The 20,533-nt window shown below is 41.5% G+C and carries 21 protein-coding genes and 4 pseudogenes; 11 read left to right on the top strand and 14 right to left on the bottom strand.

Going from position 1 to position 20,533, the window contains the following annotated elements:
- Positions 1-122: 122 nt before the first annotated feature.
- Complete coding sequence (locus KME09_20895) at positions 123-1,187, top strand: site-specific integrase (protein ID MBW4536395.1); 1,065 nt, start codon at positions 123-125, stop codon at positions 1,185-1,187.
- A 19-nt stretch (positions 1,188-1,206) separates the two neighbouring features.
- Here the strand turns inward: KME09_20895 and KME09_20890 are convergent, their stop codons facing one another.
- The 4 genes from KME09_20890 to KME09_20875 form a co-directional block, all read right to left on the bottom strand.
- Positions 1,207-1,371: a tetratricopeptide repeat protein gene (locus KME09_20890; protein MBW4536394.1), complete on the bottom strand. Its 165-nt coding sequence runs from the start codon at positions 1,369-1,371 to the stop codon at positions 1,207-1,209.
- Between the two features lie 24 nt (positions 1,372-1,395).
- Entirely contained in the window at positions 1,396-1,545 is a 150-nt protein-coding gene (locus KME09_20885; protein MBW4536393.1) for a hypothetical protein, read from the bottom strand.
- A 103-nt stretch (positions 1,546-1,648) separates the two neighbouring features.
- Complete coding sequence (locus KME09_20880; protein MBW4536392.1) at positions 1,649-2,803, bottom strand: metal transporter; 1,155 nt, start codon at positions 2,801-2,803, stop codon at positions 1,649-1,651.
- Entirely contained in the window at positions 2,800-3,879 is a 1,080-nt protein-coding gene (locus KME09_20875; GenBank protein ID MBW4536391.1) for a multicopper oxidase domain-containing protein, read from the bottom strand. The genes KME09_20880 and KME09_20875 overlap by 4 nt, the downstream gene beginning before the upstream one ends.
- A 173-nt stretch (positions 3,880-4,052) precedes the next feature.
- Here KME09_20875 and KME09_20870 point away from each other — a divergent pair, with 173 nt between their 5' ends.
- The 5 genes and pseudogenes from KME09_20870 (at position 4,053) to KME09_20850 (ending at position 5,814) form a co-directional block, all read left to right on the top strand.
- On the top strand, positions 4,053-4,322 hold the full coding sequence (locus KME09_20870) for a thioredoxin family protein (protein ID MBW4536390.1): 270 nt from the start codon (positions 4,053-4,055) through the stop codon (positions 4,320-4,322).
- A gap of 6 nt (positions 4,323-4,328) precedes the next feature.
- A complete protein-coding gene (locus tag KME09_20865) occupies positions 4,329-4,769 on the top strand; it encodes a heavy metal-responsive transcriptional regulator (GenBank protein MBW4536389.1) in 441 nt (146 codons plus the stop codon).
- Positions 4,770-4,783: 14 nt separating this feature from the next.
- The gene (merF, locus tag KME09_20860) at positions 4,784-5,002 is read left to right on the top strand and encodes a mercury resistance system transport protein MerF (protein ID MBW4536388.1); all 219 of its coding nucleotides are present in this window, start codon (positions 4,784-4,786) and stop codon (positions 5,000-5,002) included.
- Between the two features lie 6 nt (positions 5,003-5,008).
- A pseudogene (locus tag KME09_20855) lies at positions 5,009-5,149 on the top strand ((2Fe-2S)-binding protein).
- Positions 5,150-5,175: 26 nt separating this feature from the next.
- Positions 5,176-5,814 carry a class I SAM-dependent methyltransferase gene (locus KME09_20850; GenBank protein ID MBW4536387.1) on the top strand — a complete coding sequence of 213 codons (639 nt, stop codon included), beginning with the start codon at positions 5,176-5,178 and terminating at the stop codon, positions 5,812-5,814.
- A gap of 24 nt (positions 5,815-5,838) precedes the next feature.
- Here the strand turns inward: KME09_20850 and KME09_20845 are convergent.
- From KME09_20845 to KME09_20830, 4 genes and pseudogenes are all read right to left on the bottom strand, one after another.
- A pseudogene (locus tag KME09_20845) lies at positions 5,839-6,957 on the bottom strand (multicopper oxidase family protein).
- Positions 6,958-7,039: 82 nt separating this feature from the next.
- Positions 7,040-8,695 carry an IS1182 family transposase gene (locus KME09_20840; protein MBW4536386.1) on the bottom strand — a complete coding sequence of 552 codons (1,656 nt, stop codon included), beginning with the start codon at positions 8,693-8,695 and terminating at the stop codon, positions 7,040-7,042.
- Between the two features lie 142 nt (positions 8,696-8,837).
- Positions 8,838-9,014, bottom strand: a pseudogene (locus KME09_20835) (twin-arginine translocation signal domain-containing protein).
- Between the two features lie 22 nt (positions 9,015-9,036).
- On the bottom strand, positions 9,037-9,603 hold the full coding sequence (locus tag KME09_20830) for a DUF411 domain-containing protein (protein MBW4536385.1): 567 nt from the start codon (positions 9,601-9,603) through the stop codon (positions 9,037-9,039).
- Between the two features lie 208 nt (positions 9,604-9,811).
- Here KME09_20830 and KME09_20825 point away from each other — a divergent pair, with 208 nt between their 5' ends.
- The gene (locus KME09_20825) at positions 9,812-10,162 is read left to right on the top strand and encodes a hypothetical protein (protein ID MBW4536384.1); all 351 of its coding nucleotides are present in this window, start codon (positions 9,812-9,814) and stop codon (positions 10,160-10,162) included.
- A 155-nt stretch (positions 10,163-10,317) separates the two neighbouring features.
- Here the strand turns inward: KME09_20825 and KME09_20820 are convergent, their stop codons facing one another.
- Positions 10,318-10,968, bottom strand: a complete 651-nt coding sequence (locus KME09_20820; GenBank protein MBW4536383.1) for a cation diffusion facilitator family transporter — start codon at positions 10,966-10,968, stop codon at positions 10,318-10,320.
- Between the two features lie 3 nt (positions 10,969-10,971).
- Positions 10,972-12,123 (bottom strand): tetratricopeptide repeat protein, encoded by a 1,152-nt coding sequence (locus KME09_20815; GenBank protein MBW4536382.1) that lies wholly within the window; start codon positions 12,121-12,123, stop codon positions 10,972-10,974.
- A gap of 14 nt (positions 12,124-12,137) precedes the next feature.
- Between KME09_20815 and KME09_20810 the strand changes: the two genes are divergently transcribed.
- Positions 12,138-12,449 carry a YnfA family protein gene (locus KME09_20810; GenBank protein MBW4536381.1) on the top strand — a complete coding sequence of 104 codons (312 nt, stop codon included), beginning with the start codon at positions 12,138-12,140 and terminating at the stop codon, positions 12,447-12,449.
- An 18-nt stretch (positions 12,450-12,467) separates the two neighbouring features.
- On the opposite strand, the gene KME09_20805 is transcribed toward KME09_20810, so the two are convergent.
- The 4 genes from KME09_20805 to KME09_20790 all read right to left on the bottom strand — a co-directional run bounded on the left by KME09_20805 (position 12,468) and on the right by KME09_20790 (position 16,609).
- Positions 12,468-13,394: a vitamin K epoxide reductase family protein gene (locus KME09_20805; protein MBW4536380.1), complete on the bottom strand. Its 927-nt coding sequence runs from the start codon at positions 13,392-13,394 to the stop codon at positions 12,468-12,470.
- A gap of 69 nt (positions 13,395-13,463) precedes the next feature.
- Entirely contained in the window at positions 13,464-15,392 is a 1,929-nt protein-coding gene (cadA, locus tag KME09_20800) for a cadmium-translocating P-type ATPase (GenBank protein MBW4536379.1), read from the bottom strand.
- A 98-nt stretch (positions 15,393-15,490) separates the two neighbouring features.
- Positions 15,491-15,886 (bottom strand): metalloregulator ArsR/SmtB family transcription factor, encoded by a 396-nt coding sequence (locus KME09_20795; protein MBW4536378.1) that lies wholly within the window; start codon positions 15,884-15,886, stop codon positions 15,491-15,493.
- A gap of 174 nt (positions 15,887-16,060) precedes the next feature.
- Positions 16,061-16,609: a class I SAM-dependent methyltransferase gene (locus tag KME09_20790; GenBank protein ID MBW4536377.1), complete on the bottom strand. Its 549-nt coding sequence runs from the start codon at positions 16,607-16,609 to the stop codon at positions 16,061-16,063.
- A gap of 231 nt (positions 16,610-16,840) precedes the next feature.
- Here KME09_20790 and KME09_20785 point away from each other — a divergent pair.
- The 3 genes and pseudogenes from KME09_20785 (at position 16,841) to KME09_20775 (ending at position 20,486) form a co-directional block, all read left to right on the top strand.
- Positions 16,841-19,387 (top strand): annotated as a pseudogene (locus tag KME09_20785) (heavy metal translocating P-type ATPase).
- Positions 19,388-19,488: 101 nt separating this feature from the next.
- Positions 19,489-20,046 carry a cupredoxin domain-containing protein gene (locus KME09_20780; protein ID MBW4536376.1) on the top strand — a complete coding sequence of 186 codons (558 nt, stop codon included), beginning with the start codon at positions 19,489-19,491 and terminating at the stop codon, positions 20,044-20,046.
- Between the two features lie 17 nt (positions 20,047-20,063).
- The gene (locus KME09_20775) at positions 20,064-20,486 is read left to right on the top strand and encodes a heavy metal-responsive transcriptional regulator (protein ID MBW4536375.1); all 423 of its coding nucleotides are present in this window, start codon (positions 20,064-20,066) and stop codon (positions 20,484-20,486) included.
- The last annotated feature ends 47 nt before the right edge of the window (positions 20,487-20,533 follow it).

Raw genomic sequence — 20,533 nt, 5'->3', positions numbered from 1 at the left:
TATTACTTCAATTATACATCATTATGATTAGTGTTTATCATCATAATGATGTATTGCCTCCGCTCCATTATCGAAGAACCCGTTTTGCTGTAATATTTTAGACAAGTGTTTCACCTCAACCTATGGCAATTCGACGCTCAAAAGACGATCTCAGATTTGACAAGAGAGCTAGTTCTGTGGGTACTGTCTCAACTTTGCCTACGGTCAGAGCAATGAGAGACTGTTTTGAGCAATATCTTAACCTAACTATTGCTGATGGCAATGCCAGTGTGGATACGATTAAAACCTATAAGAGTCGCACCGCTCAGTTTCTTGACTGGTGTAAAGAGCAAGAACTTTATCCTGCGCTAATTACCCAGAAAAATATTATTGAATATCGCAAACACTTAGTTGATGAGTCGAAAACATCGACCACGATTCGTTTATCTTTACTTGCTATCAAGCATTTTTATACTGCTTGTTTGGCAGATAAATTGGTCAAGGAAAATCCGGTTGTGGGAGTGAAAGCACCAAGGGAAAAGCGGGAGGTTGGTAGCACAATTAATTATTTAGCTCTAGAGGAGCTACAACAGTTAATAGACAGTATTTTACCTATCTATAAGATTCGTGGGAAGGATATCACCAAAGTACAAGTATTACGCGATCGCATTCTCTTGGGTTGTATGGCACTCCAGGGCTGTCGTAGCATCGAAATGTATCGGGCTAATTTGGGAGATATTAGCGAATCGGGCGGTCAGTATTATTTCAAGCTAGATGGCAAAAACAGTATCCGAACCGTTATTTTACGCCCTGACTTGGGATCGGAAATAGCTCAGTATCGTCAAGCTCGCATGAAGGCCAAAGAAAAGTTAACTCCAACTTCTCCCTTATTTATTTCCTTATCGAATCGTCGTTATGGTCAAAGACTATCCAGGAGAGGAATTGGTTTTGTTGTTGATGGCTATCTAGAAAAATGTGGCTTGAAACATACCGATTTACGACGCGAAGCTAGTCCTTTAGGAGAAAGAAATCTTTCTCCTCATAGCCTGCGTCACACAGCAGGTACTTTGAGTCTTCAAAGTGGTTCTTCTTTACGGGAAGTTCAGGATTTTTTAGGACACAGCGATCCTAAAACTACTGCCGTCTATACTCATGTTCTCAATTCTCAGGAGAACAATCCAGCTTCCAAGATTGACATTGATTTTTAAATACATTAATCATTCCTGGTCAGACTAAATTTCCTAAGCCAAAGTACGCCATTCCTCGATTACAATAAGCTTCAATGTAATTCGGATTGAGTGCGATAACGCGCTCGAAGTCAGCAATTGCCCCTTGGTAATCACCGCGAGCAATTTTCTCTGTACCGCGAGCGAACAAGTTTTCAGCATTCATGCGAACGGCAAAAATTGCCGATTGCTACTGAGTAGGAGAAATGGCTAAAGCTGGTCTGACAAAAACCGACAATCCTCCAAAAGTTAATGTCATCACGGACATCTCAGTCTCGCGAATTCGATTCGCCCCACGTGTCCTCCCCAAGATAATGCCTGATGTCTTCATCGATTTCATAGCTGGATTGTTCTTGCTGTAACTTAGAACAAGAAAATTACCTCTCAATACCATTCTAGTAACAGAACACAGAATTAATCTGACATCAGACTTCTTTTACGCTTTAGAAGTTAACAAGCAATGCCGTACCGTACATTACTATCAATCCCGCACTAAATCCTGCCAAACTAATCTTAGATAACCAAGTACCACCAATTTTACTAGCGGTACGTGCCAAATACGAACCAACTTCTACAATTACTTGTAAAATTGCCCCTACACCAATGCCCATAAATATTGCCGCCCAGTGAGGAGAAAAGGCAAAAACGCCCAGCCAAGTTCCTAATACCGCAGGTAGTCCCGCTAAAGCAGTCAAGCCTAAAAAAGTAATGAAGGTCGGTTTAGATTTAACCAAAGGTGCAGCAATACCAATTCCTTCTGTTAAGTTGTGCAAAGTAAAACCAACTACCAAAAGCGAACCGAGGGCAGCTTCTCCGACAGCAAAAGCCGTACCGATTGCTAGTCCTTCTCCTAAATTATGAATGCCGATACTGAAAGATAGGTAAGTAGATAGGCTTTGTCCTTCAGGAGCTTTACCTCGACTGCGACCAATAGTTAAAATTGTCAAAAAAGAGATAGCTGCGATCGCCCAAACTAAAATGCTGCCCGCAAAAGCATTAGCTGCACTGTTAGCTAGTTCTAATCCCTCTTCCAGGGTATCTACCAAAAGAAAAGCCAGCATTCCCAAGGTTAAAGCGAGAATAAACTTCATTCCTTCCCCACCTAAAGTTTTGAGGGATGGATAAAACAGCATTCCCAGCCCTACAGGTACGACCCCAACGTATAATCCGAGTAAAGTAAAACCCCAAAGACGGCTGAGGGTGAATTGAGGCGTAGCTACAGCTACATCGATAGTATGTTCAAAACTAATTCCCGTATTGGTAATCAAGTTAAGATGATGGGTTTCGTTTTCTACCCAAGGATAGGGCAGATCGATCCAGGCGGTTGATAGTCTGGGTATAGCTCCTGGGGGCTTTTGGGTAAACGTCCAGTAAGACCCATCTACCTGCACTTGGGCAATCTGCATTGGTTCTGAACCTTCCGCCCTAACTAACAAGGAAATACCGCGATCGCCTAAGACAGTTCGCTCTATAGTCAGATTTTCTAATGGGGGAGCAGAAACACCCAAAGGACTGAGTGGATTAGTAGAGATAAAGATACCAATCGAAGTTATTAGAGCCACCAAGGGTAAGATTGCCCATAACCAAGTTTTTTTCATGTCACCACCTCGAAGGCACTCATCCAACCGAGTTCGAGGAATTCTGACTGATGGGCATGGAACATATACTGCCCTGGTGCGTGTTCTTGAAAGGAAAATTCTAAAATACCTCGCTGTCCCTGACACTGCATCACGGTATCGATGGTGCGAAGAGTAGGCGTTAGGGTCGTTCCACTATCGTAATAGTCAAAGAAATTACCGTGAAGATGAAAAGAGTTAACTGGGTCAAACTCCGTCACGTTAATTAAATAAACTCGCACGGGGCGATCTCGTTCGATACGGAGGGGGCGTTTCATAAATTCGTGGGGAATTGTATTGACGGCATAGAATTCGTTTTCTTCATCAAAGTTGGTATCAAAAGCATTCATTACCATTAAAAATTCTTGCCACTGTTTATTTTCAGAACTGCCCAACAATCGCGATCGCGCTTGTTGCTCTGCTTCAGGATGGCGTTTGGGGTCAGGATCGATAATAAATGCGCCGTAAAGTCCTTTGTGTAGGTGTCGCTTAAAAGGGGCAGAATGACAGTGATAGAGATGACAGCCAAAAGGTTTAGCATCAAATTCGTACACTACTTCTTCTCCTGGCATGGCTTCTAGCGTCCCAGGAACGCCATCTTGTCTGGCAGAATGAATACCGTGAAAGTGAATGGTGTGGGGATGTCGGCTTTTATTGCGGAAATTAATCTTAACGCGATCGCCTTCGGTTACTCTAATGGTAGAACCAGGAACTCGACCGTTATACGTCCAGGCGGGATAAAACACTCCAGGGGCGATTTCAATTTCTCGTTCTTCAACAGCAATATCATATTCTCGCCAAGTCTGACCGTTAGGTAATTGAGAGACTTTTCCCCCGTCCCAATCGGTTAAAATGTCGCGGGGACTAAAACCATTACGGTCATTGTCCACATCACCTACCGTAGTGCTGCCACCGTGAACCGCGCTGCTAGTAAAGTGGTTGTCGTGCTGTTTGGGGTTTTGAGCTAATGCCTTACTGGGTAAAAATTTGCCTAGGATATTTCCCCCTCCGAGCAATCCCATTCCCAACAGCGAGCGCCTGGAAACATCAAATGTCATTTTTGCTACTTTTCATATTCTTCTCATAATCTTAGCAGAAGCTAGTAAATATAAGTTATTTGAGTCATCATTGTTATTTAGAAAACTTGGATTGGACAAATTTCTTCTTGACTTTAGAGTTAACTCTAAGGTTTAAGCTAAATCTAGAACTCCAATTTAAAGAGGAAAAAGAGATGACAAAACGATTAGTAGAAGTGTTTATAGCTGGCTGTCCTTTATGCGATGAAACCGTCAAGCTGGTGCGAGAATTGACCTGTTCCAATTGCGAGGTAAAAATCTACGATCTGCACCAAGAGAGTGCAGCAGAAAAAGAAAAAAGGACACAATATGGAATTTATCGCGTTCCTGCGGTAGTAGTAAATGGCAAACTAGCAGAGTGCTGTTCCTCTCAACAGCCTGTATTTCGCGAGATGCTTGTAGCTGCTGGTATTGGTCAAGGTTAAGGCAAAATGGCAGGTAAAGAAGGCTGGTTGATTGGCGAATTGAGCGATCTCGTAGGGATATCGGCTCATACCATCCGTTATTATGAACGCTTGGGATTACTTGAACCTCCCAGACGCACCGAATCACAATATCGCATCTATGGTCAAGAAAATGAAGAACGCTTGCGCTTCATTCAAAAAGCCAAGAGATTTGGACTTTCCCTAAATGAAATAAAACAACTAATTGCTATTAGAACTCAAGGAACACCTCCTTGTGCTAGCCTCAAAACAATGGTTAAGCAACGCTTAGACGATTTAAACCGCCAAATTGAGGAAATGATGTCTTTACGTCAAGAATTAGCCAGTCGGTACGAGGAAATTAGTAAATTATTACCCAATGCGTCTACTCTCCCGACTGAAGAAATCTGTCAGGGTAAAATCTGCGGGCTAATCGAATCTATTGAGTGATTCAGCTAAAAATGATGAACCCTAAAACCGCTCTCATCGTTAGTATAAGTGGCACAATTCTGGTGGCTCTTTGCTGCTTTACTCCGATTCCAGTTATTCTTTTAGGAGCAATTGATTTGAGTGCGCTAGTAGGTTATCTTGACTACGTTTTATTGCCAGCCTTGTTGATCATGCTTGCCTTAACTGTTCTTTCCTATAGTCGTTATCGTCGTTGCTATGAGCGTCAGGAATAATTCATCATGACTGAAACTTGTTGTTGCCCTCCCCAGCAAACTTCCTGGGATAAAACTTGTCCTAGAAATGGAATGAAGGGAAAGAGGGTTCAAACTATTACCTTAAAAAGTTTGCTCATCCCTTCAGCTTTAGAAAACCTCAATCCATAATGTTCGACAACTAGCGCAAAACTATGAACATTAATGAAGTTAAAGTCAAAACTCAATACGATCGCCTTGCTGATATTTACGATTTACGCTGGCGCAACTACATCGTCAACACACTTACCTTCCTGCATAATTGGGAGGAGATTGAACCACAGTCTACAATTCTAGATGTTGCTTGTGGTACAGGTGAATTTGAACGACTTTTGCTCAATCAAAATCCGACACAGAAAATTACAGGAATTGATATATCAGAGAAGATGTTGAATATAGCCAGGGAAAAATATCGGGCTTATCCTAGTGTTAAATTTCATCAAGCTTCAGTTCATTCACTGCCCTTTTCTAGTCAATCTTTTGATGTGGTGGTATCAGCTAATGCTTTTCATTATTTTGATCGACCTCAAGTAGCATTAGCAGAAATGAAAAGAGTGCTAAAACCCAATGGCAAGGTAATTATTCTCGACTGGAATAAAGATTATCCAGTATGTAGAATCTGCGACTGGCTCTTACAAATTTTCGATCCCGCCCATCAACAATGCTATACACAAGAGGAATTACATAAGTTATTGATATCTGCTGAATTTAAAATTCACCGTGCTACTAAAGTTCGTTTTGGAGTTATTTGGGGACTGATGGCTGTTACGGTTTTATCATCTAAAATTAGCTGATTTTTGACATTCGCGATCGCACTACTAAACATTAATCATCAAACTACCCATCATGCCCAAATCCTCGTGATCTAAAACGTGACAGTGATAGACAGTTTTACCTGTAAAATCGCGGAAAGGGATGCGAATGCAAACAGTTTCACCTCTAGGCACTAGCACCGTATCTCGCCAAGCCAGTAATGATTCTGGTCGATCATTGCGACTAATAACCTGAAAAGCATTATTGTGAACGTGGAAGGGATGATCCATCATTCCTGTATTGGTTATTTCCCAATCTTCTACTGTATCTAGTTGTACTTGAGTATCGAGGCGATCGTGATTATAAGCTTCACCATTGATTAGAAAAGCCATGCCCACGGCGGGATTCATGCCATGATTGAGTTCAAAGCTTCTTACTGTTTGAGGTTCTGGCAATGCCGTAATTGAAGCAAGCTGGGTGGGAATTGAAAGAGACTGTCCTGGGGCTTCGTAGTTAATCGTTGATAAAACTATGGGTTCATCGCGGTTATTTCTGCCCATCATTCCACCCCCCATCATTCCCATACCAACGCGATCGTAAGGTAAATTTAGTAAGCGGTATTGTCTAGGTTCTTTGTCGCCTTTTACCAAAACTTCGGCTCGTTGTCCTGGTGTCAGTAGCAATTCGTTAACTTCTATAGGTTCGTTTAACGCACCTCCGTCAGTAGCAATTTGATAAAAGGAATGATCTTCTAAAGCCAGTCGATAAAAACGGGAAGTAGACGCATTGAGAATCCGCAAGCGCAGTAATCCTTGTTCGGGCAAAGAAAGACCAGGATTTACTTGTCCGTTGGCTGTAATTATGTCTCCTTCTCTTCCCATCATCAGCGACATATGGGCTGAATTGATTAGTCTGCCATTATTATCTACAGCAAAGTCTTGCAGTACCAAAAACTCTTCTTTGGCTGCTTTGATTTCGGGAATTTCGTCTAACTCACCGCGCACGATAAACAACCCTGCCAAACCCCCAAACAATTGTTCGGCAACTAAACCATGCAAATGGGGATGATACCAAAATATTCCTGCTGGATGATTTGATGGTATCTGAAATTCGTAAGTTAGTTTTTCTCCTGGTTGGATATGAAGAAAAACATTATCTGCATTACCCGTAATGGGAATGTGCAAGGGGTTTGAGTAGCAACTGATACTGCTGACTAACTTAACAAATACCAGTAGAGCGATCGCTGCAAGTAACAAATAATCGAAGTTAATCAGGAGCTAATTGAGCAAAGGAAGAAACACGAGTTTTAGCCAAAGGTACGCCTTCAAACCAGGCAAAAAGGCGAATCACATTCATTGCCGTTGCTGTCAGTATATGTTGTAAATGAGTCTTGTTCAAACCAAGATAACGACATTTACGTAAATCAAAACCACGAACACCTTGAGAAATTGTGCCTTCAATTCCTGCACGTTGATTGTATTGTTTCAACCACGTTTTTGTTTGTTGTTGTTTTCGTCTTTTAACTATAGCAAGATGCTCCTCTTTAGGACGTATCGTCAGTTTTCTTGGTTCAGTAAGTGAGCTAGTACACAAAGAACGGTGGGAACAGTTAAGACAAGCAGCTTTGGGAAATTTAATATTAAAAACTTTGTTCCCCCAAGCATCAAGACGAGGAGACCATTTCCGATTACTCTTTTTACCTTCTGGACAAGTTACCTGCTGGGTTTTCCAGTTGATTTTGAATTTACTTAAATCATAAGCTTCGGGGTTTTGAGATTGCCAACTAACGTTTTCACGAATTGCTCCGATGAGTTCGATCTTGTGGTTTTGTAGACTCTCTACCAATAAAGTGCCATCAACATAACCCGCATCGACTAGATGTTTTGTGGGTAATAATTCTTTGTCAGCCAAAGATTGATGAATCGATTCAGTTTGGTCTACATCAGCTATATGAGCCTCTGTAGTCTTAACATTAGTAATCAGATGAACGCGGTTTTTGTCACAAGTTTCTGTCAGATGTATCTTGTAACCCAGCCAAGTGGTATGTCGTTTGTTACCGTAACGAGCTTCCGTATCGTAAGGGGAATTACTTCTGATTCCTGCTGGTGGTAAATCTTTGTGACTGCGCCAATTAAGTTGACCATTCTCATTAATCCAGTATTGATGTACCCAGGCAATTCTCAAGGTTTCAATGGCTGGAATTGCTCTTAGCCATTGAGGTGTAGTTGGCTGATCGTAAATAGCCTCTAAAATTTTCATGCCATCTCGTCCGATTATTTGGGCATATTCATTACGAGCTTCTGTACCTCTAGGTAATCGAGATTCTTCAACAGGTTTGCTGTAACGGTCGAACCAGTCAGGAGTAACTAAATTTGATAACCAATCTGAATAGGCTATGGTTAAAGCATTTAAAGCACAACGTAATGTTTCACCAACATATTCGAGACGATTGAGATTACGAATCGCAGCCAAGATATGAGTCGAATCAGTTCGAGCTTTTCCTTTAGCTTTTATCAGTTGAAGTTGCTGACAACGTTCTAGGAGTTTGTCCAATATCAGTTTTTCTAGGCCCCCATTAAGCAATCGAGAACGAAATAAGGTCAGCACAGAAGAATCAAAGCCAGGTTCTGTTAAATCCATTCCCAAAGCATATTTCCAATCAATACGAGCAGCGACAGCTTCTACTGCTTCTCTGTCGGATAAATTAGCTATATACTGCATGACACAGATCAAAGCTAAACGCCCAGGATGCAGTGCAGGTTGACCTTCAGATGAATAAAGTTCGGCAAAGTCATTATCGTCATAAAATGTCCCCAATTCATCTCTGAGGGTCATGTAAAGATTCCCTTTGGGGAAGGCTTTGTGGGCTATTTCTTTGGTCAGGGGCGGAATAGTTTTTATGCCATGCGAATGTAGAACCATACTCTCTATGACCTCCCAGAACTTTTATTTTTACCTGTAAGCTTAATTTAAGTCATTTTGCGACATAAAATTCTTCAATTTGGCGATCGCTCTAATGGTCTTATGTTAAGTTCGTCAGCAGTATCAGTTGCTACTCAAACCCCGCTTCTAAGTCTAATTCTAATAATCCATCACTACTTTGATAAACACCGAATACATTAACAGATGAAGAGGCTAAAGGTTGACTAGAAATATCTTGACGCAACCAATTACCTACTAAAGCTGTCCCTACACCAGCAGCACCTAATGCAATAAACTGGCGACGGTTAATTTTAACCATGATTAATTTAAACTACTTTGTCTTAGTAAGATTGATATTCCTTAAATATTTCGACTTCTCCCTTGTCGTTAAACGCCAAGACTTGAAATGGTTGCTTGATATTTTGTGATTCCATTCCTGGTGTTCCTATAGGCATTCCAGGTACGGCTAAACCAGCTAATTCGGGTTTTTGAGTGAGAAAACGTTTAATGTCATCGACGGGAATATGTCCTTCCATAACATACCCATCAATAATGGTTGTATGACAGGAGGCTATTTCGGTTGGAAGCTTGTATTTTTGCTTTAAAGCTTCCATATCCTCAGTTTTAATATCTTTAACTTTAAAACCATGCTGTTTCGCGTGTTCGATCCATCCTCCACAACAGCCACAAGAGGGACTGCGATACACGGTCATTTCTGTCGTTTCTGAATAAGCTGGTTCGGTTTCTTTGTCCCAAACGCTAGTGAGAGTAGCTGTATTGGTATCTTGAGCGATCGCACTATTGTTACTGACACTTTTATCTTGAGTCGAAGTTAAATAAATTGCTCCTCCAACCATAGAGGCAATGGCAATTGAAGTGATACTTAGTTTAGATAAGAGTTTTGACATGATGAATTAAGCTGATAAGCAATCGTGTATTAGATTTCAATTGTAAACTCTCCATTCAGCTGGAGAGTCCAGTAAATTTATGAAAAAGAACGACTAGCCCAATTTCAAGAACCATTCTCTCAAATAAAACCAATTTCATGCTGATTTCATTTTTATTATCAATAATTGGTAAGTATAAAAACTTCTTAGCTTTTCACAGGTTAAATATATGCATATTAATTCAAAGATAAAACTAATAGCAATGGCGATGTTAACGTCTGTAGCTGTAGGCATTGGTAATGGAATAGCTTCAGCAGAATCAACAAACCAAAATAATGGTGAATCCCAAATGAACCACGAACAAATGATAAATTCTGATGGGAAATCAAAACCCATGCAGGAATGTTCCAACAACTCGAATGTAGAGATGAATCACGAACAGATGAGTTCAGAAGAACACCAAATGTCAATGCAACAGTGTGACGATAACTCTAATACAGAGATGAATCACGAACAAATGATGAATTCTGGAGAGGATGAGATGCCAATGCCAAACAATTCGCCAATGCCAGCTAAATAGCCAAATGCAGTAAGTACCTAAACACAAATAATTACACATTTGATGTTCCTTTTCCCTTTTCCCTTTCCCCTACCTCAACCGTGAAATTAATTTTGTGCAGCTACTTACAGCTAAGATAGGGTATGAGTTCAATTTTAAAGATAGTCTACAACCCTTCACTCGAGAGCTTGCAGACTATCTTTAAGTAGGGAAAAGGCACTAACCAGCATAAAAACAACTACTAATAAACTAGCTGCCGTATCTGCCCAAAGACAATTTAAATAAAAAATAGCTAACGCTGCTATTAACAAACTAAACGAACTTACACCATCGGCGATCGCATGAAAAAATACGCCCCGCACGTTCAAGTTATGGTGGCTTTCTTCGTAAAGTAAACTGGCATTTATTACTTTAACGGTCAGTCCTAATGCTCCTATTGCCAACATCGGTAAACCAGCTTCAGAGGCAGAAGCTTGGAAATTATGCGTAATTCCCCAAAGAATCGATCCTGCCACTGCTAAGAGAATAAAGCTATTAACGCAGGCAGCTACAGCTTCAATTTGCTGAGGTTTTAGTAGTAACTTAGTTTGAGTAGAATCTTCAACTAACCAAGCAGCAACTAGAGCAATAGCGATCGCAATTAAATCGACAAAAAGATGACCAGATAAAGCGATTAGGGATAAACTATGTACTCGAAATCCCGTAATTAACTCAGCTAAAAATAATCCGCTTCGCAGACATAAAACAATCCATAATAATTTCAGCGTTTGAGTTTTAGATTCTTCTAAAGGTATTTTCTTATAGCGATCGCTCTTGATTGGTATCATTAGCTATTTTCGTAAGTCATCTAAAATAATTTTTATCTCTTCTACTTGCTTGGTATTACCCTGCTGTTTATAGAGGTTTAAAGCTTGTTGGAAGGCGGTAATGGCTTCTTGATTACGTTTTCTTTCTTTTAATGCCAGTCCGAGGTGATAATAAGACTTAGCATCCTTTGGGGCGAGGGAAATCACCTGACGATGTTCGACGATCGCCATTAGGTAATCTTGCTGTTCTAAAAGAATATCGGCGATCGCTTTTCTGGCTGCAACAAGATCGGGTTCTCGGCTTGCTGTTTTACGATACTCGGCTAACGCGGATTCTGTATTGCCTTCTAGCTGAAGAATTCTGCCAATCTGAAAATGAATCTTGCCATCTTCAGGATTAAACTCGGCAGCCCGTTCAAAAGCTGCTATGGCTTTAGGGATATTGTTTAGATTCAACCAAGCAATTCCCAATTCAAGTTGAATTGCACTGTTAGAGGGAGCAAGTTCGGCTGCTCGCTGTAAAACTTCGATCGCCTTAGTAAACTGTCCTTTCTGGAGTAGAATTGTTCCCATTGTGCGATAGACGAGGGTATTATCTGGTGCGAGGGTAGTTACTCTTACAAAAGCATCCAATGCATCATCGTAGTTTTGTTGGCGTAGCAGCACCACTGCCAAACCTAAATGAGCATTTACCAGATTCGGATTGAGTTTGATGGTTTGATTGTAAGCATTGGCAGCTTCAGCATGAGCTTGAGAACTAGCGAGGCTATAAGCCAGTCCGTAATAAAAATAAGCATTGTCACTTTCTAGAGCGATCGCTTTTTGGAAAGCACTTGCTGCTGCGGGAAATTTACCTCGAACCGCTTGTAAATAACCGATTGCCGAAAAGACCCGTGGATTTTCTCGTTCTAAACTAGCTGCGTGTTGGTAAGCACTCAATGCCTCAGCCAGTTTACCCCGATCTAGTAATCCTTTGCCTTGACTTAAAAGTTGATTAAATTCTCGATCTGCTTGCCATTGTTCTAATGTCTCATTAGGTGAATGAGCATTAACAGGTAAAATTACCCCGACTATTCCATTTAAGAGAACGAGCTTAAATATTAGTAGTTTCACCTGCATTAGTTGTTTTCGATTAACGAGGGATAATTTTAGAGGTAAAGGTAAAAGAGGATGCATAAGTGATTCAATCAATGTTATTTTTCGTCATAGCTGGACTCTGCGAAATTGGTGGGGGTTATTTGGTCTGGCTATGGTTGCGAGAGGGAAAGAGTATTTGGCTAGCCCTAATCGGAGTTGCGATCCTGGGTTTATATGGCGCAGTTCCAACACTACAACCCACTAACTTTGGACGTGCCTATGCAGCATATGGTGGTGTTTTTATTGTGCTGTCTATCTCATGGGGCTGGCTGATCGATCGGATTAGACCTGATAAATTCGATCTGCTGGGTGGTTGGATTATATTACTAGGAGTGTTAGTCATGATGTATGCTCCCAGAAACTAACGAAAGTTTATCAACAATCTAATGTCCCTCTTCGGAACTATTTTTAAAATGGCGCTCGCCCTGATAGCCAGATAAATCTGCTAACTCTGCTAAAGTTTTTTCTCCTTGATACATTTTTCCTTTAATTTCCCAGGTAGGAAAACCTTGAATATTCGCTTTCATACAAAGGTCAGTTTGGGAATTTTCTCCCTGGGGATGGCACTCAATATAATTCAATTGGGCTGCTGCATCTTTACCAAATAACTGTTTTTGATTCTGACAATGAGGACAGGTAAAAGCCCCATACATTTTTGCATCAATTTGCTTTAAATGTTGTGCTAGATCGAGTTCCGCAGCACCAGAAGTAGTAGAAATAGCATAGCCGTTGGTAGTTTCAACACGAGGATTATTGACATTGGCATAAACGCCTAGTGTTCCTACCAAAACTAAGATCGTTACCATAACTCCCGTAAACAAAAGTTGTCCGAGATCTTCCCAATCGCGACCAATAATGGACAAAATAAACAGACAAGCTGAAAACAAAGCCGAAGCAATACAGTAAATACAAAGAGCTTTGATGACAAAGGCAAGTAAATACATTAAATAACTACTAAACACTACCATTGCCGTTCCACCCAGAAACAGAAACCAACTCGTCCACCGCTTCAAACTGGCGCGTAGTTGCTTTTTCTCTGGAGAAGTGAGCAACAAAGGCGCAATGGCAAAGATAATCATGCTCAAATAGCCTAAAAAACCAAATAGAGTCAAGGGTAAACCAAAAACAGTGGCATAAGGACTCGATAGCACGACATCGCAACCTCCTGTAGGACAAGCTGCTGCTCCTTCGGTTAGTTTAACTACTGTTAAATAACCTGTTCCTACCGCACCAATAGTAGCTATTCCTGCCATAATTGGACGATAATAGCGATAAATCCAAGGAATAGAACGCTGATGACGACGTATCATATTGAAAAACCTCTAGATAGTGAATTGATTAAATTTGAGCGAGTTTTAAGATGATAGTTGCTAGAAAAACTATTTCAAAACCCGACTGGCATTAAGAATCGCTAACAGTGCTACTCCCACATCGGCAAACACCGCTTCCCAAAGAGTTGCTATGCCAACTGCTCCTAGTAAGATAAACAGGGCTTTGACTACCATTGCCAGAATGATATTCTGCCAGACAATCGAGTGAGTTTTACGAGCAACACCTATTGCTTCTGTTACTTTTGACGGGGCATCAGTCATTAGTACTACGTCAGCAGTTTCAATCGCTGCATCCGAACCTAAAGCACCCATCGCTATTCCCACATCGGCTCTAGCAATTACGGGTGCGTCATTAATCCCGTCTCCGACAAAAGCCACTTTACTTTTTTTATCTGACTTACGAAGATACTGCTCGATCGCTTCTACCTTTTCTTCTGGTAGTAATTCGGCTTTATAGGTATCCAAACCGAGTTTATCGGCAACATTTTGAGCCACAACTCGGTTATCTCCCGTCAGCATTACAGTTTGAGTTACCCCTACTTGTTTTAATTGGGCGATCGCTTCTTGAGCATCTTCCTTAATTCTGTCGGCAATTAAGATATATCCTGCATATTTACCGTCTATTGCCAAATGAACTACTGTACCTGACACATTGCAGGTGTCATGCTCGATATTGGCTCGATGCAAGAGGCGATCGTTTCCTGCTAAAACTGACATCTCTCTGACTTTGGCACTAATACCGTGTCCTGGTATTTCTTCATAATCAGTGACATCAGATTCGGCGATCGCACCATCGTAAGCCTCCATAATCGATCGCGCTACGGGGTGATTGGATTGAGATTCGGCGATCGCAGCAACAGTAAGTATTTCTGTTTTGCTATAGCCGTTATAAGGGGATATTTGAGTAACTTGAAAGACCCCTTCAGTTAAAGTTCCAGTTTTATCAAAAATAACCGTTTTAACATCGGTTAAAGCATCTAAAAAAGTCGAACCTTTAACCAAAATACCTCTTTTAGCTGCACCGCCAACGCCACCAAAGTAACCCAGGGGAATACTAATCACTAATCCGCAGGGACAAGAAATAACTAATAATACTAATGCTCGATAAACCCACTGTTCGCTGGTTGCACCAGGAATGAATAAGGGCGGTAAGATAGCAACTGCTAGAGAGAGGAAAACTACTATAGGGGTGTAATAACGGGCAAAGCGAGTAATAAATTTTTCTGTCGGGGCTTTTTTACTACTGGCGTTTTCTACCAAATCTAAAATTTTAGCGATGGAGGATTCGGCGAACAGCTTGGTAACTTTGACAGTTAAACTACCCGTTTGGTTAATCGCACCTGCTAAAATTGTCTCTCCTTCTCTTACCGTGCGGGGTACAGATTCCCCTGTAAGTGCGGAAGTATCTACTTGAGAACTTCCCGATAAAATCTCCCCATCTAAAGGTACTTTCTCTCCTGGTTTGATAATGATAGTATTTCCGACTTCTACTTTCTCTGGCGCAACTTCTCTAATTACCCCATCAATAACTAAATTTGCTTTATCTGGACGTACTTCTAACAATGACTTAATCGAACGACGCGATCGCCCAACCGCAAAACCTTGAAACAATTCTCCGATCTGGAAAAACAGCATTACCGCTACACCTTCGGGCAATTCGTGAATCGCGATCGCACCCAAGGTAGCAATGGTCATTAAGAAGTTTTCATCAAAGATTTTACCCCGCAGAATATTACGCCCCGCACTAGTTAAAACAGTCCAGCCACTGATTAAATAAGCAGGAATTAAAACTACATACTCCGCGATCGCTCCAGGTGTATCGTGCAAGGGTTGGTTGAAAATTAATCCAATGAGAAATAAAGCGACCGCAATACTTAAGGGTATAAGTTCTCGTCGTAAATCGAACCCCCCGTGTTCGTGGCTGTGGTCATGGCTTTCATGATGAGAGCAGCAACCAGAAGAATGTTTACCTGACATTATCCCAACAATTTTAAAATTATTTTAATTGAACAATTGAATAGTTGTTCAGATAATATCCCAAAAAAAGTAATCTGACAATGAATAGAAAGCAAGAATTAAACTTCGTCTAAATGCTCGGCTACTTCCCGATATAGATTGGCAATATGCGCGTCTGCTAAGCTGTAATAGACGTTACGACCTTCACGACGATGCTTAACCAGACGTAGATTTCGTAGCAGACGTAACTGGTGGGATACAGCAGATTCACTCATTTTAACTACTGCGGCTAAATCACAGACGCAAAGTTCAGCTTTGACTAACGCAGAAAGAAGTTTAAGCCGATGAGGGTCTGCCATTGCACCGAAAAACTGCGCCATTTGTTGTGCTTTTTCCGTTGTAACGATTTCAGATTGTACTTGACGCACTTGTTCTAGATGAACCAAAGAAGAATCACAAGTAGGTGCATCACCTTCTGGAGAAACTGTTTTTTTTGATTTGTCAACTTTGTTCATTGTTTATACTTTAAACCCTATCAGTTTAGTTGCTTAGACAATCCTGGGTTAATAGAGTTGTGAGTTTACTTCTTTGATAATGATACTCATTTTAAGCTTGAATGTCTATTCAGATGAACAAATACGATCTTTAACAGCTAAAAAATTGATTCAATCTCTCGATCGCTACTCTGGTTATGATGCGATCGCCAGTATGCAAAAACCACCATCTAGATTTATTAACTGCACCTCAGTAAAGCCAGCAGTTGTAAGCATTTCAGTCAATCCATGACTCGACTGCCCCGAATAGGGAGTAAAACCAAGCGCAATCTTGCCCTCAACCTTCTTAAGGACTCGCCGTATTTCCTGTAAAGCGATCGCGGCATCTGACCAGACTTGCATGGAGTTAACCGCCAGTGCCTTATCGAAGGTGTTGTCTTCAAAGGGCAAGCTTTCCACCGAGTCTTGCCGCAAATCGACCAAACCAGCCTCAATCTTTTTCAAATTCCTAGCTGTAGCTTGCTCGACCATTTCTTTAGAGTAATCGATACCTGCAATATATCCTTTTGATGCCAAATCAGCCAGACGCTGAATGCTTACTCCAGAGCCGAATCCAATTTCTAGCACTCGATCGTTCGGCTCAATGTCGAGCAAATCGATCACTGAATAGGTGAACTCTTTATTCATACGCGCCATAATGATACCACCGAACCTGCCCAGCATTCCTTTCGGACGACCGAACATATGCAGAAAAAGGCTATCTACGATGCTCATCAGTTATCGTTCGCCTCCGTAACGACTTGCCTCAATGCTATCAAACTAGATATTAAGGCTACTACTACCTTCGATAGAGACTAATTACTCTGTTGGCACTCATTTCGATAGATATTTAAATTTTTCTTTTCTACCCTCTTGACTCTCCAGTTGACTAGAGAGATCACAATAAAAGTAATTGATTGCAGAAGGAGAGAAATTATGACATTACAATTTAAAGTTCCCAACATGGCTTGTTCGGCTTGTGGAGATACCATTACTAAAGCAATTAAAGCAATCGATCCAGCCGCAACCGTACAAACCGATACCGATTCCAAGACTAAGCTTGTCGAAGTTGACACACAAGCATCAGAAGCTGCGATCGCACAAGCGATTACAGAAGCAGGTTATACCGTTGCCTGAACAATGCTTGGCATTATTTAAAATCAAGTCAGGAGGTATGAAGTGGAAAATACCAGTTTAAAATTACGAGGCATGAGTTGTGCTTCTTGTGCCAGGAATATTGAAGATTCAATTCGCTCGGTTCCAGGCGTAAACGAATGTAACGTCAATTTTGGTGCCGAACAAGCCACCGTTACTTATGACTCTAGGATAACTGATGTAGCAGCGATTCAGGATGCCGTCGATGCAGCTGGATACTCTGCCGTACCTATGCAAGACGATGTACTTGCTCCAGAAGATGATACCGAAAGACGAGAACGGCAAGTCGAAAATCGCCAACTGACTCGCAAGGTATGGGTTAGCGGGATTGTTAGTGCCATTCTGGTTATTGGTTCGCTGCCGATGATGACAGGATTGCCCATTCCTTTTATTCCTGCATGGATGCACAATTCCTGGCTGCAATTAGTACTGACTGCACCCGTACTATTTTGGTGCGGATCGTCCTTCTTTATTAATGCTGGGAAAGCCCTCAAACGCCATACAGCAACTATGGATACCCTAGTGGCGATCGGCACTGGTACGGCTTATATTTATTCCCTATTTCCCACCTTTTTTCCGCAGTGGTTTATCGCACAGGGACTTACACCCGACGTATATTTTGAAGCGGCATCAGTAATTATTGCCTTAATTTTGCTGGGGAGATTGCTAGAAAATCGAGCCAAGGGACAAACTTCAGAAGCGATTCGCAAGCTGATGGGTTTAGGTGCGAAAACAGCAAGGGTGATTCGGAACGATAGCGAGGTGGATATACCCATTGCTGAAGTAGTTCAGGGAGATATCATTTTAGTACGCCCAGGGGAGAAGATTCCCGTCGATGGCGAGATCGTTGAAGGTGCTTCTACTATCGATGAAGCGATGGTTACGGGTGAAAGCCTTCCTGTAAAAAAATATCCTGGTGATGAAGTTATTGGCGCGACGATTAATAAAACTGGTAGCTTTAAATTCAAAGCAACGAGAGTCGGTAAAGATACTTTTTTAGCGCAGATTGTCAAACTAGTGCAGCAAGCACAAGGGTCGAAAGCTCCAATTCAAAAGCTAGCTGACCAAGTTACGGGATGGTTTGTACCTGCTGTGATTGCCATTGCGATCGCTACTTTTATCCTCTGGTACAACATCATGGGGAATGTAACGATGGCGTTGATTACCACAGTTGGCGTGTTGATTATTGCTTGTCCCTGTGCGCTTGGTTTAGCAACCCCGACTTCAATTATGGTGGGAACGGGTAAAGGGGCAGAAAATGGCATTCTCATCAAAGGTGCAGAAAGTTTAGAAATGGCGCATAAATTAAGGGTGATCGTACTCGATAAAACGGGAACGATTACCCAAGGTGAACCGACTGTGACTGACTTTGTAACTGTCAATGGTATTGCCAACAGCAACGAGCTAAATTTATTGCATCTCGCTGCTTCAGTAGAACGAAATTCAGAACATCCTTTAGCCGAAGCTGTAGTCCAATATGCCCAGTCGCAAGGGGTAAAGTTAGATGATGCCAAGGAATTTGAAGCGATCGCAGGTAGTGGCGTACAAGGCTATGTTTTAAATCGATGGGTACAAATCGGAACTCATCGTTGGATAAATGAATTAAATATAGATACTAGCGACCTACAAAAAGATTGGGAGCGATTGGAATATCTTGGTAAAACCGTTATTTGGATTGCCGTAGATCGGAAAATAGAAGCCATTATGGGCATTGCCGATGCGGTAAAACCTTCTTCTGTTAATGCCATTCGAGCCTTACAGAAAATGGGTTTAGAAGTAGTGATGTTAACTGGAGACAATCGCCGTACTGCCGAAGTTATTGCTCGTGAAGTAGGAATCGAGCGCATTTTTGCTGAAGTACGTCCCGAACAGAAAGCCGCTACAGTTGAGACAATTCAGTCGGAAGGTGAGGGGCTGTGGTCGGAGGTCTCCTCCGACCTTTATACGCCCCGTAAAATAGTAGCAATGGTAGGGGATGGCATCAATGATGCACCCGCTCTAGCACAAGCCGACGTAGGAATAGCAATTGGCACGGGAACGGATGTGGCGATCGCTGCTAGCGATATTACCTTGATTTCAGGAGACTTACAGGGAATTGTAACAGCGATTCAACTTAGTCGCGCTACCATTCGTAATATTCGTCAAAATCTTTTCTTCGCTTTTATTTATAACGTCGCTGGTATTCCCATTGCGGCGGGAATTCTCTATCCCTTCTTTGGTTGGTTGCTCAGTCCCATTATTGCTGGTGCGGCGATGGCGTTTAGTTCTGTTTCGGTGGTGACAAATGCGCTGCGTTTGCGAAATTTTAAGCCAAAAACACTCGGTTAGAAGAATATCGATATGAAGACAATCATCTTTTTTGGAACACTAGCAGGATTTGGATTTCTGATTGGAGTAATTTCTGGGGCAATTGTATAGGAGGTTTGACAATGGTGAATAGAAAAGCGATCGCACGAAATCAAGTACGCGAAGCAATCGCAAGCGGGATCGTAGGTTTAGGAATGGTGTTGGGCATTGCTTCGGGTAAGGCAGTCGCCCAAATGCCTCACAATATGAATGAAATGCAACCATCTCAAAGGGAGCAAACGGGACAGTTTCAACCCATAGAACAACCGTTAAGCAATAAAATTATCGTTACGGTTGGTGGATTGGGATTAATTGGTTTAGAACTGTGGTGGTTCTTATTGAGTAAACCCAAATTGGCAAAAGCAACTACCCAAGGGGACATTCAAGAGATTACTGTCACCGTTGATGGTGGATATGAACCCAGTCAGATTGTAGTTCGAGCGGGTCAAAAAGTTAGGTTAAACTTCGATCGCCAAGATGCCAGTAGTTGTCTTGAGGAAGTTCGTTTTCCTGACTTTCATATCGCTCAAACATTACCTCTCGATCGAGTTACACCAATTGAGTTTACACCCAAAACCCCTGGTAGATACGAGTTTACCTGCGGTATGAATATGTTTCGGGGAGTCGTTGAGGTTTTATAATCATTAGGAGATTTAAGATGTTAACTCAAGAAAAACCAAAACTAATCGGTGCGATCGCATCTGAAAGTGGTATTCCCATTAGAACCATTCGCTATTACAATGATCTGGGTTTACTCAAGACTAATGGTAGAACCGAAGGCGGATATCGCATATTTGACTCGGATGTATTTGTTCGTTTGAAATTCATCAAACGCGCACAAAATTTAGGATTGAGTTTGTCGGAAATTAAAGAATTTTTGTCAGTACACGATCGAGGAAACTTACCTTGCGACCAGATTAAAGTAAAGCTGGAAGAAAAGCTTGAGGTGATCGAGCAGCACATTCAACAACTAAAAATTCTCAAGCAAGAGCTGAAGGGACTTTTATCTGGCTGGAAAAAGATTCCCGAACAGCCTGAAGAAACAATTTGTCCAATTATTGAGCGATCAAAAATTGTTTGAATAACAAAAGAAAAAGAGAACTCAACTCAAGATTTCATACCGATTTC

The organism is Pleurocapsa minor HA4230-MV1 (assembly GCA_019359095.1).
Taxonomy (GTDB): domain Bacteria; phylum Cyanobacteriota; class Cyanobacteriia; order Cyanobacteriales; family Xenococcaceae; genus Waterburya; species Waterburya minor.
This window is presented reverse-complemented; position numbering and strand designations above follow the sequence as displayed.